General features: G+C 55.5%; 9 protein-coding genes. 4 read left to right on the plus strand and 5 right to left on the minus strand.

All coding sequences use genetic code 11. The annotated features are described in order from the left end of the window. Window positions 1-6: 6 nt before the first annotated feature. Window positions 7-4,635, minus strand: coding sequence for a dermonecrotic toxin domain-containing protein (locus NIBR502773_RS27505; protein WP_141157438.1), 4,629 nt, complete (start codon window positions 4,633-4,635; stop codon window positions 7-9). Window positions 4,636-4,793: 158 nt separating this feature from the next. Between NIBR502773_RS27505 and NIBR502773_RS27510 the strand changes: the two genes are divergently transcribed. From NIBR502773_RS27510 to NIBR502773_RS27520, 3 genes are read left to right on the plus strand one after another with little or no spacing between them, the layout of a single operon-like run. Beyond that, window positions 4,794-5,348 (plus strand): histidine phosphatase family protein, encoded by a 555-nt coding sequence (locus NIBR502773_RS27510; RefSeq protein WP_141157883.1) that lies wholly within the window; start codon window positions 4,794-4,796, stop codon window positions 5,346-5,348. A gap of 45 nt (window positions 5,349-5,393) precedes the next feature. After that, window positions 5,394-6,149, plus strand: coding sequence for a precorrin-6A synthase (deacetylating) (gene cobF / locus NIBR502773_RS27515; protein WP_141157439.1), 756 nt, complete (start codon window positions 5,394-5,396; stop codon window positions 6,147-6,149). 11 nt (window positions 6,150-6,160) lie between these two features. After that, window positions 6,161-6,880: an alpha/beta hydrolase gene (locus NIBR502773_RS27520; protein WP_141157440.1), complete on the plus strand. Its 720-nt coding sequence runs from the start codon at window positions 6,161-6,163 to the stop codon at window positions 6,878-6,880. 69 nt (window positions 6,881-6,949) lie between these two features. On the opposite strand, the gene NIBR502773_RS27525 is transcribed toward NIBR502773_RS27520, so the two are convergent. Continuing rightward, on the minus strand, window positions 6,950-7,504 hold the full coding sequence (locus tag NIBR502773_RS27525) for a hypothetical protein (RefSeq protein WP_141157441.1): 555 nt from the start codon (window positions 7,502-7,504) through the stop codon (window positions 6,950-6,952). Window positions 7,505-7,576: 72 nt separating this feature from the next. Beyond that, a complete protein-coding gene (locus NIBR502773_RS27530; protein ID WP_065939811.1) occupies window positions 7,577-9,385 on the minus strand; it encodes a monovalent cation:proton antiporter-2 (CPA2) family protein in 1,809 nt (602 codons plus the stop codon). Between the two features lie 489 nt (window positions 9,386-9,874). On the opposite strand from NIBR502773_RS27530, the gene NIBR502773_RS27535 reads away from it, so the two are divergent. Then, window positions 9,875-10,867 (plus strand): glycosyltransferase family 2 protein, encoded by a 993-nt coding sequence (locus NIBR502773_RS27535; protein ID WP_257228077.1) that lies wholly within the window; start codon window positions 9,875-9,877, stop codon window positions 10,865-10,867. 51 nt (window positions 10,868-10,918) lie between these two features. On the opposite strand, the gene NIBR502773_RS27540 is transcribed toward NIBR502773_RS27535, so the two are convergent. Both NIBR502773_RS27540 and NIBR502773_RS27545 read right to left on the minus strand, forming a co-directional pair. Continuing rightward, complete coding sequence (locus NIBR502773_RS27540; protein WP_141157442.1) at window positions 10,919-12,622, minus strand: right-handed parallel beta-helix repeat-containing protein; 1,704 nt, start codon at window positions 12,620-12,622, stop codon at window positions 10,919-10,921. Continuing rightward, entirely contained in the window at window positions 12,622-13,656 is a 1,035-nt protein-coding gene (locus NIBR502773_RS27545; protein WP_141157443.1) for a polysialyltransferase family glycosyltransferase, read from the minus strand. Before NIBR502773_RS27545 ends, NIBR502773_RS27540 begins: the two co-directional genes overlap by 1 nt. Window positions 13,657-13,775 lie beyond the last annotated feature (119 nt).

The raw sequence follows: 13,775 nt of genomic DNA on the forward strand, positions 1-13,775 counted from the left end.
GTGTCGTTAGCTTGCCTTGGTATCAACCTTGAGTGTTTCGAGGTATACCAGTCTGGTTTTACCTTCCTCGACCTTGTAGGTAAAGACAGGATATGACTTCCCATCGAACTCGGGGCCGGCTCGGTTAATGGCTCTCTGAAACTGTGGCTTGGCGGCCTCCCAAGTCTGACCGTTTGAACCATAGAAAACCAGGCCGGCCAGTGCGTCGGGTGGCACGCCCACGGTCTGGATTTCGCTGTTTTCAAGTGGGTTTTCGGGATGCTCGCTTTGTTGGGTTTTCAGGTCCGTCAATAAGTCTTGCATGCCTTTGCGGGCGTTCTCCCGCCCTATGTAACGCGTATCGGCCTGGATGTTCCCAGAGAAGGCATCTTTTTCATGTATGGCGGTGATGTTGTCCTGGAGTTTTTCCGGAAACGCCAAGATGGCCATGTTTCGCGGCAGTGCTCCAGCGTTGTCACCCATTTTGTAGTAGTTGGGCAGCAAGTCTGCTTGAGCCAGGCTCCATTTGCGCAGCCCTCCATGTGCTCTGTTGGCATCGCCCTGAGCGCGAATGTTGTCAAGGGTCTCACCTGTGTTATGAAACTCCAGGTGCGCGTTTCTGAGCTGAAGGGTTCTGATCAGTAATCCGTCTTTTTCGAAGGCGTCAATGATGGGGCGATATTGCGTTCCATCTGTTGCAGTCGAGGTTGTTACTTCGGTGGTGGACAAATGATTGTTTTCAACGACAGTTATGGGTGGTTTGGCCGGCACCTGCCTCGGTGGGGCAACGCTGGCTGGTTTGGATTGTTGCCGTACACTGAAATGAAGTGCCAACGATGCCAGGTTGGCCAACAGATCCGCCATGGCTGCTTCCTTGTTGCCATCCTTTTCATTAGCCAGGGTTTTAAGATCGCCGAGGATGCCCTGGGTCTGCAGTGCCAGGCCGATAACGGCCGCAGGCCCGCGAAGGGCGGGCAGTATTGTGTTAAGTAGCAGGAAACCTCCTTCTTTGAAGGTCGCCCAACGACTTTGCGAATTGGATACCGATTGGCGCTCGGCCAAGTTTGCCAAGGCCTTGGCGTTGGCATCGTAGAGGTAGTCCATCAGCTGCCCGGATTGCACCTTCTCTGCAAGTCTGTCGATGGCATCGCCGTTGGTCGCCAGCGTTGGGGCGGCAGGCTTGCGCGGTAACGTGAATTCATCGATAAACGCGCTGTTTCTCGGTAGATGGGGCTCGCTGAAACCACCGTGTTCATAAATGGTGCGGGTCGCATCATTAGGCAGCCAGGCAACTGTGTCATCTTGGAGCGACTTTGTTTTACGCAGTGCCTCCATTAACGCCTGGCGCGAAGGAAACTGTAGCAAGGGCTCTTCTGCTATCAAGGGGCGATAGAGAATATGCGGGCCTACCGAGCTGTCCTTGGGTTCGATCAGGAACATGTTTTCGACGACATCGGGTGTGGCGCCCGGCTCGCGTTCGAACGCCAAGGGACGCATCGTGATCTCGTTGCCATTGACATACTTTTTCCCTGGCGTGGGGTCAAGTATTGCCTGGAGGTACCGGTAACCCATGGCGTTATCAAAACCCTCAGCGCCTTTACTGGTCAGCTCCAAGGCTTTCATCTTCAACTCGATTGGCACTTGTTGCGCAAAGCGTAATTGACGTTCTGTCTTTTTGGCTGGATCGTCAAGCAACTCGCGTTTAAGCAGCTCGGGATAGTTTTTGCCGACATCTAATTTTTGAATCAGCTCTTTGAGAGTCCCCTCTTGCCCCAGGGCGGGTATCAATGTCCCCGTCGGTTTGTGACGAACCTCTATGCGACCGCCCGGTAGTCCTGCAAGGTTTTGAATAAAAGCGTCGCTGAGGGACATTCTGGTGATTTGGAAGGCGCCGAAGCCGCTGGTTGGCACGCCATATGGCGTGTGAAATACCACCTCCACGTCATTGATGTCATAGGGTACCGGCGGTGGAGAAAGTGCGTTTAATTGGTTCTGGATGAACGTACGGATGTCTGGGATTCCGCTGTTATAGGTTTGCTCTTGGTGGCGGTGCATATAACTCGCCAGTTCCAGGGCGAGGTCGTGCAAGATGAAGCGATTGGCATCGGAGGTGTTTTTTATCCAGTCAGGCACCTTTTGCCGAGATTGATCCGGTTGTTGCGTGTTGAGCAGTGTTGGCTCGGTGGCCAATGCTTCTGCTTTATGCTCGTTGATCATGATATTCGCCTGAATATAGAACGCATCGACGTCTACCTTGGTAAAGCTGCTGCGGGATGTTTCTTGCGCGTTTGCCTGTGTGAGGTGTTGGTCCCATTTATCTTTGACGGCAGCGAGGGAGGCATAAGGGGTTACCTTGCCGCTCGGTTCGCAGACCAACACGATCGTGCGTCCTGCGACTTTGCGTTCGATAACCAGGTTGGGGGTTTGAAACTCCGGGGTGTCTGAATGGTTATTCGCGATGCTGGCCAGCATGTGCACGGTTACTTCGGAATTATCCGCCAGTTTGGGGCGTGTCGAGCCGTGGGGATACCTCACAACCATGTCCAGGGTTTCCCGTTGCACGTCATCCAACCCTGGGTGCTTGAGACTGGCCAGACGCAGGTTGCTGCGCACCAAGTCACTGAGCATCAACCGACGGTCGCCGGCGAAAATGGGCGTGATACTTACCGACGCGTCAGGGCTGGAGCCCGGGACAGGCTCGTTGAACGGTGGATCGCTCCAATAGTTGAGCAAGGCAGTTCTAAGTTTTTCGTCCACCTGGCCTGGTAGCTGGGTCAACGCGAGTTGGAGGGCCGCTTTATCGATGGCAAGCTCGGTTCCCGTCCGGTTGCCGGTATGTGCCAGCACTTCAGGCCGGGTGTCGAAAAACTTGAATTGACTATCGAAAACCGGAACTTCACCGCCATGGAGGTGGTTCATGGCCAAGTCCATCAACCTTGTCTTGTGTCCACCTGGGGCGGCCACGGTCAAATGCCTGACATCAAAGTCCAGCGAGGGTGATGCCGTACTGATGGCGTCTTTGAGCAATTCGGCTACGACTGTTTGCCTATTCGGTTCTGCTTCAAACAGATGTTGCCCGATGGTGCTCACTGGCCCGAAGGCGGACGGCGTGGCTGGCGCGTGTATAGACGCGTCGATGATGTTGCGTCTGAATGGTGGCGTTGGCGTTGGTAGGATTGGGGCTGGAAGTCCTTCCATGCGCGCCAAGCGCTGCTCGGCTGCCTGTTGGCGTTCGCGCACAGCAAGGGAGAGTGCGTCGTTCGGAGGATTGTGTTTGTCCAGGGCAGGGAAACCATCGCGAATGAGTGCTGCGTTTTGTTCGAGCCACTGGGCTGAGCCGTAATGCTCGCGGACTCCGTAAAACTCCATGATTGCCACGATAGAGTGAGTGTAGTTGGGGTGGTTGTAGTTCGGCACGAACATCGAAGTGCTACCTGCTATGTTGCGAGCAGCTTTCAAAATGGCGGGTTGAAGGGCCGCCCACTCTTCAGATCCTTCTACGCTCAATGTGGACATTCGTCTGTTGCCGTCTGAATCCGTTCTCCAGCACCTCAACTCCCCCGTCGATGAATGGATCTTTACGCTTGTGGGATCTATGTTGTGTTTTTGCATGAACTTCATAAAAGCGTCGCTGGAGAGGGACGCTTTATAGGCTTCCACTGCCTGTGCATAGGATGAATCTTGAGGAAGGTTGTAGGTGCTAGAGCCGTTCCACAGACGAGTGTTGGGGCCGCTGTATGTGGCCCTGTCTGTTACCCAACTGCTGACTCTGCGCGCCATTTCCCGGTCGGCCTCCTCGACACGTTGCGAGATTGTTGGCGTGCGGTTGGCGTCTGCTACTCCCCGGGTGTGGTTATAGGTTGCCGTGGCGATGGCGTTCTCTACTTCGCCTTGTGCCGTCCTGACGCGCATGAATTGCGGCGCCAGCGGACCGTTGTGGGGCGTCAGGGATTTGAAGTTGCCGCCCTGGAGGCCGCGGATTGAACTGAGCAGATCGATCTGACGGTTCACGGGCTCTTCACCATAGAAGTTACCCACTACGTCAATGGGGGCACTGTGTTCGCCGGTGTACTGGAACGATTCAACTCGACCGGCAGCCACCTCCTTTGCCGCGGCTGCGACAGCGGCGCGGGCTTCTCGCCAGCCAGGCGTAGCGTGGGAGAAAAGTTGAGTCTTGCCATTGATAGTGCACTCCATCGAATCCGCATGGGGGAACCACCTGAGGCTGGAAATATCGATGTTGTTGTTCTTGGCATAGCTTGCGAACGGCTCTTGTTTGAGCGCCAGTGTGAAGAGTGCCCAAGCCTGGCCGAAGGTGGAAAATGGTGGAATGTCAGTGATCGTGGGAGGCTGGTCACCGGCTTTTATCACAGAGTTTTTGCGACTTTCCAGCAGCATCAATGCGGCGCCATACTGGCTCGCCATTTCCTCATCGCTCTTCTGCACCAATTGTTTGCTTTGTTCCTGGATGCTTTGAAAACGTGGATCCCTGGGGTTGGGCGGTGGATTCACAGGCCACTGTGTGACGGTTTGAGTTTGAGTCAGTGATCGTTTGGTTCTGCCCTGTATTGACGGTTCGCTGTCCTGAGCGGTCGCCGGTGATCTGGTTGTGGCTGGTTGTGGTTGTACGGCTACCGGCCGGGACATGATGGTCATAGGATTTTCTCGTAATGGTCAGGGAAAAGACGACAGCGTAATCGCGCTTTGTTGCCTGCGACGTGTGGCTTGTAGGGAGTGGTGTGTCTAAACTCAGTAGTTCCGCCCATGTGTTTCTGGTCTATACGGAGCCCTATCCCGATGCAGAGCGAGCAGTGATGCAGGCCACCCGCTTGACCCTCATTTGCCACGCCGCCACGCCTGCTCAACAGTACGGGCGTTTTCCCGATAACGAGTCCGTGGCGATGGATTGGCAAGCCGCGGCGCTGTCCCTGGCCGGGCGCTATAAGAAAACCCTGCGACTGGTGTGTGCGCCCGAGGCACGCGCCAGGCAGACCGCAGAACTGTTCGGCAGTGACGCGGTGATTGAAGATGCCCTGCGCGATGGCGATTTCGGACGATGGAAAGGTGTGGACATCGGTCGCCTGCACGGCGACGAGTTGCAGGCCTGGCTCGCTGACAGTGCCAGCGCGCCCCATGGCGGCGAGTCGGTCGATCAGGTGTGCATGCGGGTGGCGCAGTGGATGCAAACCCTGGAGGCCCAACCCGGGCACATCGTGGCCATCACCCATCCCTTTGTCATCCGCGCCGCGTTGCTGCATGTCATGCAGTGCCCGGTGTCGATGTTCTACCGGATCGACGTCGAGCCGCTGTCCGCCACCGAGCTGCGCTTCAACACGGTGTGGCGCCTGCGCCTGGAAACTTACGCCTGAGTGCGTGAACATGGCAAAATCCACGCCCCGCAATGAGAGCAATCCATGAAACGCATCCTGATCATCGGCATTGGCGCCGGCAACCCTGACTACATCACGATGCAGGCCGTGAAGGCGCTGAACCGCACCGACGTGTTTTTCCTGATGGACAAGGGCCAGAGCAAGGACAAGCTGATCGACCTGCGCCGCGAGATCTGCGAGACCTATATCACCGAACCCGGCTACCGCTTTGTCGAGGCCGACTGCCCCGAGCGTGTGCGCGGTGATATCGACTACACCACCGCCGTGCAGGACCTCAACCGCGACAAGCAGGCCACCTTCGAGCGCATGATCAACGAAGAAATGGCCGACGATGAAGTGGGCGCCTTCCTGGCCTGGGGCGACCCGGCGCTGTACGACAGCACCATCCGCATCCTGCAGGCGATCCTGGCCAGTGGCCGCTGCACCTTTGAATTCGAGGTGATTCCCGGCATCACCAGTGTGCAGGCCCTGGCGGCCCAGCATAAGGTGCCCTTGAACCGTATCGGCAAGTCCATCGAGATCACAACCGGGCGTCGCCTGGCGGCGGGGCAGGCCAACGAGGCCGATACCCTGGTGGTCATGCTCGACGCAGAAGATTCCTACCGCACGGTGGCCGATCAGGACCTGGAGATTTACTGGGGCGCCTACCTGGGTACGCCGGATGAGATATTGATCAGCGGCAAGGTCAGTGACGTGGCGGAACAGATCGAACGGGTGCGCAAGGCGGCGCGCCTGGAGAATGGCTGGATCATGGACACTTACTTGTTGCGCAAACCCTGAGGTCACGCCCCATGTTCAAACTGCTTGCCCTCGCGCTGACCCTGGTGGCCGGCGTTGCCCACGCCGATTCCGAATTGCACACCGATTTGCCGCTGGCGTATCTGGAACAGACCCAGGGCGATGCGCGCAATGAGCCGCTGGTGATTTTCCTGCACGGGTTCGGCAGCAATGAGGAGGACCTGTTCGGCATCAAGGACGCACTGCCGTCCACCTGGACCTACCTGTCGGCCCGCGCGCCGACACCGGTACAGCCAAGTGGCTTTCGCTGGTTTACCAAGACCCCGGGTGACGGCGATTACGATGGTGTGACCGCCGATTTGCACAGCAGCGCCAAGCTGATCAAGGAATTTGTCGGCCAGGCCACCGCCAAGTATCACACCCAGCCTGACCGGGTATTCCTGGTGGGGTTCAGCCAGGGCGCGATCATGGCGTATGAGGTGGCTTTACGTGACCCGCAGCTGGTGCGTGGCATTGCCGCGCTGAGTGGCAGCGTGCTGCCGGTGCTCAAGGCTGAGCTCAGGCCGGATCAGCGCTTGAACAGCCTGGCGATCTTTATTGGCCATGGCACCCTGGACCAGGCACTGCCCTATGCCTCGGCGACGCGGGCGAATGAGGTGTTGGTGGGGCTTGGATTGAAGCCGGAGTTTCATGGCTATCCGGGGATGAACCACACGGTCAGTGAGGCGGAGGTGCAGGATCTGAAGGCCTGGCTGGAAACGAGTTTGAAGTGAGCGCGCTGAACAAAGGTGGGAGGGGGTAAGCTCCCTCCCACCTTTGATGGGTGTTGTCAGGACTCTTTGTTATTTGCCGCCGGTAATCTGCTTCACCAGCGCTGCATGCCCCTTCGCATCATCGGCCCGCGAGATCGCCTGGATTACCAGCAAGTGGTTGCCGGAGCCGCCGAGGAACGTGGAGTTCAAGGTCTTGCCACCGCCCTGGGTGGCGGTGCTGTCCACCTGACGCAGGCCGAGGCCCTTGAAGGTCAGTTTCTTTTCGCTCAGCTTCTTGAAGTCGGGCAGGGCGGAGCTCTGGTCCTTGACGAAACCAGCCACGGCACCATCGAGGAACTGCGGGTCGTTGTCCTTGATGGTTACGCCGTCATTGCGCACGGTTTCGGCGACGATCACCACACTTTTCGTGCTCTGGTTGGCGTACATCGTGCCTTGGGTATCAGCGGTGCCATCCTCGGCCTTGCCGGCCGGGAGGGTGTCGGCGGCGTAGGCCTTGGGCAGGTTGAAGCTGAATTTACCGCCCAAGGTGGAGATGGTTTGCGTGGCCGGCTTGGCGGCGGCGAATACGCTGCCGGCGGTAAGCGCGAGGGCCAACAGGACTGCGGTCTTGGTGAAATTGACCATGAAGCGCTCCAAGGATGAACGAAATTGCGGCGTATTCTGTCAGAAAAATCGCAATATCGTTCATCCTTAGCCTCACACCTTGTCGGACTCTTCCTCAAGCCGATCCATCTCAAACAGTCGCGCCAGTTCCGCCCGGGCTTCCTGGGCGGTTTGCATCACCTTGGCCGCATCGTCGTACACCGCGTGCTGGGCGGCGAGCACTTGCAGGTCGTGGTGCTTGAAGCGGGTGATGCGGGCGTCGGCCTGGGCCTGGGTCAACCCAAGGCCCACCAGGGTGCGACGGCTCATTTCCAGGCTGGAGTAGAAGGTCTCGCGAACCGGCGAGGCGTCGAGGTCCACCAGGCGGTGCACGTGCTGGCGGTTACGCGCACGGGCGATGATCTGCATATGCGGGTAGAGGTTGCGCACCAGTTCGGCGGTCTTGATATTGATCTCCGGGTCGTCCATGGCGATCACGAAGAACTCCGCCTGGTCGACCTTGGCGGCGTGCAGGATCTCCGGACGTTGCGGATCACCGTAGAACACCGGCATGCCGCCGAAACTGCGGGTCAGCTCGATGGTTTCCACCGACGTGTCGAGGGCGATGAAGGAGATGTTCTGCGCGCGCAGGATACGCGCGACGATCTGGCCCATACGGCCCATGCCGGCGATCACCACGCGCGGCGCATCGCTTTCGATGGTGCGATATTCCTCCGGTACTTCCACCGGCTTGACCTTGGGCTTGAACAGCTTGGGGCAGACCAGCAGCAACAGGGGGGTGACGGCCATGGACAGGGTGATGGTCAGCACCAGCACGTCGTAGAGGTGCGGTTCGAACAGGCCCTGGTCGCGGCCGATCTTGAACACCACAAAGGCGAACTCACCGCCCGCTGCCAGCACCACACCCAGGCGCAGGGCGCTTTCGCGGTTGAGATCACCCACCATACGGCCCACGGCGTACAGCAGCGGCAGCTTCAGGCCGATCAACAGCAGGGTCAAGCCGATCACCACCAGCGGCGAGCTGAGCAGCAGGCTGAGGTTGGCGCCCATGCCCACGCTGATAAAGAACAGCCCCAGCAGCAGGCCCTTGAACGGCTCGATCTGGGATTCCAGTTCGTGGCGATACTCCGAGTCCGCCAGCAGCAGGCCGGCGAGGAAGGCACCGAGGGCCATGGACACACCCACCAGTTCCATCAGCCAGGCGGTGCCGATCACCACCAACAGGGCGGTGGCGGTGGACACTTCGCGCAGGCCGGTCTTGGCGACGATGCGAAACACCGGCCGCAGCAGGTAGCGCCCGCCGATGATCACCACGGCAATACTGCCGAGGATCTGCAGGACGTGTTGCAGGCCCTGGGCTTCGGTGGCCGGATGATCGCTGCCGGCCAGCAGCGGCACCATGGCAATCAACGGGATCGCGGCGATGTCCTGGAACAGCAGGATCGCAAACGCCAGGCGCCCGTGGGGCTGGTTCAGCTCCTTGCGCTCGGCCAGGCTTTGCAGGCCGAACGCGGTGGACGACAGCGCCAGGCCAAGGCCGAGCACGATGGCGCTGTTCCACGACTGGCCAAACAGCCACAACGCCACCACCCCCATGACCAGGCCGGTGAGCAGTACCTGGGCCAGGCCGACGCCAAATACCGCCTTGCGCATCACCCATAAACGCTTGGGCGACAGCTCCAGGCCGATGATAAACAGCAGCAACACCACGCCCAGTTCGGAGAACTGCGCGACGCTTTGCGGGTTGCCGATCAGGCCCAATACCGACGGGCCGATGATCACGCCGGCAAACAGATAACCCAGCACTGCGCCCAATTGCAGGCGCTTGGCCAGGGGTACGGTCAGCACGGCGGCGAGCAGGAACACCACGGCTGCTTGTAACAGATTGCCTTCATGGGGCATTGCGAACTCCAGGATCTTTAAAACCAATCGACAGGAGGGTATTAGAGCGCTTTTTACATTTCGAAAATTGTGTTTTTGAGGTGAATGTCAATAAATACTGGACGAAACTCCCATTTATAGGGCGTCAGAAAAATATTGAGGGCCTTCAATTCATGAATTTTTGAGGGCTACTGCTGTTTCGTCTAACAAGGTCTGCCGTCGTATGTGTAAGGTATTTCCTACATGGAAAGTGGTGAACATTTGACTAGTGGCAATTTGCAATGTGTTAGAGAATCGATTTTCACTCAGAGTAGGATAGACAATCGTACAGCTGGAGTGGAAAATGCCAATTCGAGAACAGATTTTTCTGATTTGCGCTGGTCGCGCTTTTTGTGCGTATCGAATTTGAACTTTACGCTAGAGAAACAGCTCGAAAGTATTCTCGGCTTGTGAAACGCAAATTTTTATTGCTATCGGCACTGATACTTGGATTTTGGGGATTTACGAAACGTGACTGTAAACAGGATTTCAAAAGGTTTAGATCCCGATCACGTACCAATGGATGGTGTGGGCTTGGCTGCTACTGCTTCTGTCGCCGTATTGTTGTGCACACGAGATGGTGAACGCTTCCTCGAAGAGCAAATAGCTTCAATTTCTCGTCAAACCCATCAGAACTTTAAAATCTATGTTTCTGACGATGGCTCCAGTGATTCTACACGAGCCATCGTTACAGCTCACGTTGAGCGCTTAGGGCATGAGTGCATTGAACTGACTCACGGCCCAGTTGAGGGATTTGCCCGGAATTTTTTATCCGTTAGTTGTCGAGCTGATGTAAATGCCGACTATTATGCATGGTGCGATCAGGATGATATTTGGAATGAGGATAAACTCCAGATAGCTGTAGATAAGCTCGCCGGTGGCGATAGTTCTGTGCCGGCACTCTATTGTTCGCGCACTGAGCTAATTGATGAGCATGGCCAGAGTATCGGTTTTTCCTCATTTTTTTCAAAGCCTGCAACATTTCAGAACGCACTCGTTCAAAATATTGCAGGTGGAAATACCATGGTTTTCAACCAGGCACTGATGGATCTGATCCGTGAGGCGGGTGATCGTGTGCCTGCGGCGTCTCACGATTGGTGGGCTTACATGATTGTCAGCGGTTGTAATGGTCGAATTTATTATGACGCAACGCCCACTGTGCGTTATCGCCAGCACAGTTTGAATTGCATTGGTACCAATCGTGGGTTTCGTAACAACAGTAAACGTGCAAAGGAACTTTGGCGTGGACGTTATCAGCGCTGGATTGATAACAATATTGTTTCGTTGCAGGTAATCAGCCATCGGTTCACCGCGGAAAACAGAAAGATCCTTGAGCGATTTTCCGAAGCGAGAAAGAATAGGTTTTTTGGGCGGCTTTGGGGTTTTATGCGCTCAGGAGTCTATCGTCAGACGCTGATCGGGAATCTCGGTCTGGTGGTCGCGGTAATTATGCGCCGCGTATAGAAAACGGCGGCGCGAGCCGGTTGGCAAGCGCCTGATAGTTGTATGTCTATGTCAGAAGATGAAGTCAGCTGGGGTGAGTTCTTCTTTCTTTATATTGAGCAGCAAGATTGAATCATCTGCGTTCAGCGTGATAAGCAAGTTGTCGCCCACCTCTACCGAGGCATCCAGTACGTCTTCGAAGGTAGCTAAAATACCTGCAAGGTCAATTCTGTCTTGCTCACCGGCACTACCTGAAAAGTCTCCAATGATAGTTTCTCCGCCACCGCTGCCTTTCCAGAAAATAAAAGTGTCAGCGCCAGGGCCACCCCACAGGATATCGTTGCCTTCACCCCCATCCAGAACATCATCACCTGGGCCGCCAAAAAGCTCGTCGTCTCCATCATCACCATAGAGATAGTCATTTCCTTCCCCGCCTTCAATACGATCGTTGCCACCTCCGCCAGCCAGCAAGTTGTCGTGGGCATCGCCGAGGATCACGTCGTTGTAGGGCGAACCCTGGGCGCCTCGAATGTTGATCAGACGGTCGTTACCACCGCCGCCAGACGCTCGTCCTGCGGCCAGATCAATGAATACGGGGTTGTCGGGCTTGCTTGGGTCGATCGGGGACCAGTAATCGACCATATTTCGCTCGCCGATTCCAATGATGATGTCGTCACCGTTGGATGGATTCGGTCGAGGAAGAAAGGCCGGGTTGGAGCGACGGTGCAGCGGTGAAAGGTAGGTCAGGTAAGGGGGCTCCACGGTTTCGATTTGGCCGGGTGTTGCCCGTCCCGGTTTCAAATCAAGAGTCTCTTCATCCGAAGTATTCTGCCCTAGATCTGCCACTCTTGTTCTGTCGTGATTGTCGGGGAGGTAATAAGGGATAAACGCATTGGTGACCCGGTTGCCAAGAAAAGAGCCCGACTCGGATCGCTTAAACGTTATTCCTTGCTTGAAGTTGTTGACCCGATTGTTGCTGATGACGACATCCCTGATGCCATCGCCACCTACCCATATACCGTAAGTAGACCTTGATCTGCTTTTCCAGGCGGGGGATGTGCTGCTTATTTCGAGCTCCCGATTGGCGACGCGATTATTGTCTACGACACTGCCTTCGCCATAGCGCGAGAGTGAAATGCCTACTCCCTCACTGATATCCTGAATGCCTTGGCCTCTTACTTCCATGATGCTGTTGTTTTGAATGAGGACCTCTTTGCCATAAGTTTCGATGCCCATGGCATAAGCGTTGTCAGTAGTCGTGTCGCCACCGATGTCCGAGACCATATTGTCAGAAATGACTGAATTCTCACCCTCAACCCGAATGCCTCTGAATGTACTGAAGCGAATATTCATGCCTTCGACTAAATGATCGCGTCCTTCCAGCATTGAAGAGTGAGTGGCGAGATCGGAGAGGCCGGAAAGATATACTCCGTACTGGAAACCGCGAATACGTCCATTTTTTATGGTGATATTGCTTTGGCCGAACGAAAAAATACCGAATCCGGTATTGTCGCCGTCAGTCGGTCCGGTGATTGTATTTTGATTAAGGTCGATGGTGACATTGCTGGCAAGGATTTCAATGCCGTTACGATCGCTGTTCAATGACCGCTCAAGCCTATAGTTTCCTGGCCGACTGATGGTGTAGGGAATGCTTTCAATAATAGTAGCGTCGTCGTAAGTCTCCTTGTGCAGGGAAATGATCAGCGCTGCAACGCTGAGGACTATCAGTGCAGCAATAAATATGGGAGTAGCGGCTTTTATGTTGAGACGGAGCATTATTTAATTCTTAGAGGTGTTGGGCGAAGTGGTGGTGAGGTCTGTCTGGTGTTTTTTAGTATTTTTTCGTTGGCCAGAGTCATATATTCTTTGTGGGCTGGCCTGAAGAACTTATCAATGTTTTGCGCAGTCAGTGCGTGAATAAGATGGGGGGCTTGCAATAAGCTCAGTAGCGCTGATGCGGATGAAACGGAAATAATGCCGCAAGATTCGAGTACGTGACCTAGGAACTCGATCGGCAGGCAATCCAGGCTGTCAGGCAGTTTTTTTGCATTATAGTTATCAAGTTGCTGTATTAGCTGCGCAATGAATGTGGTAGGCGTTCCGGCGTGTTTTTTAATAAATAGGGTGCTGCCCGGCGTCACGTATTTTCTGCAGATCTGTACATACAGTTCAAGCTCGTCAGACTCATCAGTCAGTTTACTGCTCGTGAAGTTGCTGAGGATGAGTAACCAAGATGGCTCTGTTTTTGATCTTGTGGCAATTTCCTGTTCAAGCTGGAGTACGGGTGCAAAAAATCTTTTCAGGGTGCTGAGCGTCTGGACGAGGATTTCGGTAGGTATGATGCTGTGTTCGGGGCCGGGAAGGGTGCGGTCCAGGTCGTCAAAATCGATGACGGTCAACGCTCTCTCTGCTGCAAGCCATTCGCTGTCGATGTTGACACGGCTGAACCAAAACAAATGTTTAAGCCCACGAAGGCTTACATCAAAGGCCGGGGCAGGGGGTTTTGTGGGTGGATAGAGAAAGCCAGGCGAGTCTCCATAACAGATGTTCCGTTTTGCTGCTAAAGCCTGCATGAACGCCTGCGCAGTATGTTCTGAACTGGCATCGTGTGCGTAGTAGAACGCGGGGCATTCTCCGGGAGTGATATTCAAGTACTCACGGAGCCACTCAGAGCGTTTTGACAATTTTCGGTACGGTGACAGAGGCCCTTTTCGTTCTTTCAGGGACGGCAGCACTGCGGTGACGAACGGGAAACTTTTAAGAGCAGCATCAAAGAATTGCCGGCTTTGTGAGTGTGGTGAGTGGTCCATTAGTTGATAGGACCAGAGCACGAGAGTGGCGGGGCTTTCTCTTGCAATATTCCTGGATTCTCTATCGAAGCGTAGCGCGCAGAGAGCATGTAAAAGTTGATGTGGAGACGAGATCAAAA

This window comes from Pseudomonas sp. NIBRBAC000502773 (assembly GCF_006517195.1).
Taxonomy (GTDB): domain Bacteria; phylum Pseudomonadota; class Gammaproteobacteria; order Pseudomonadales; family Pseudomonadaceae; genus Aquipseudomonas; species Aquipseudomonas marginalis.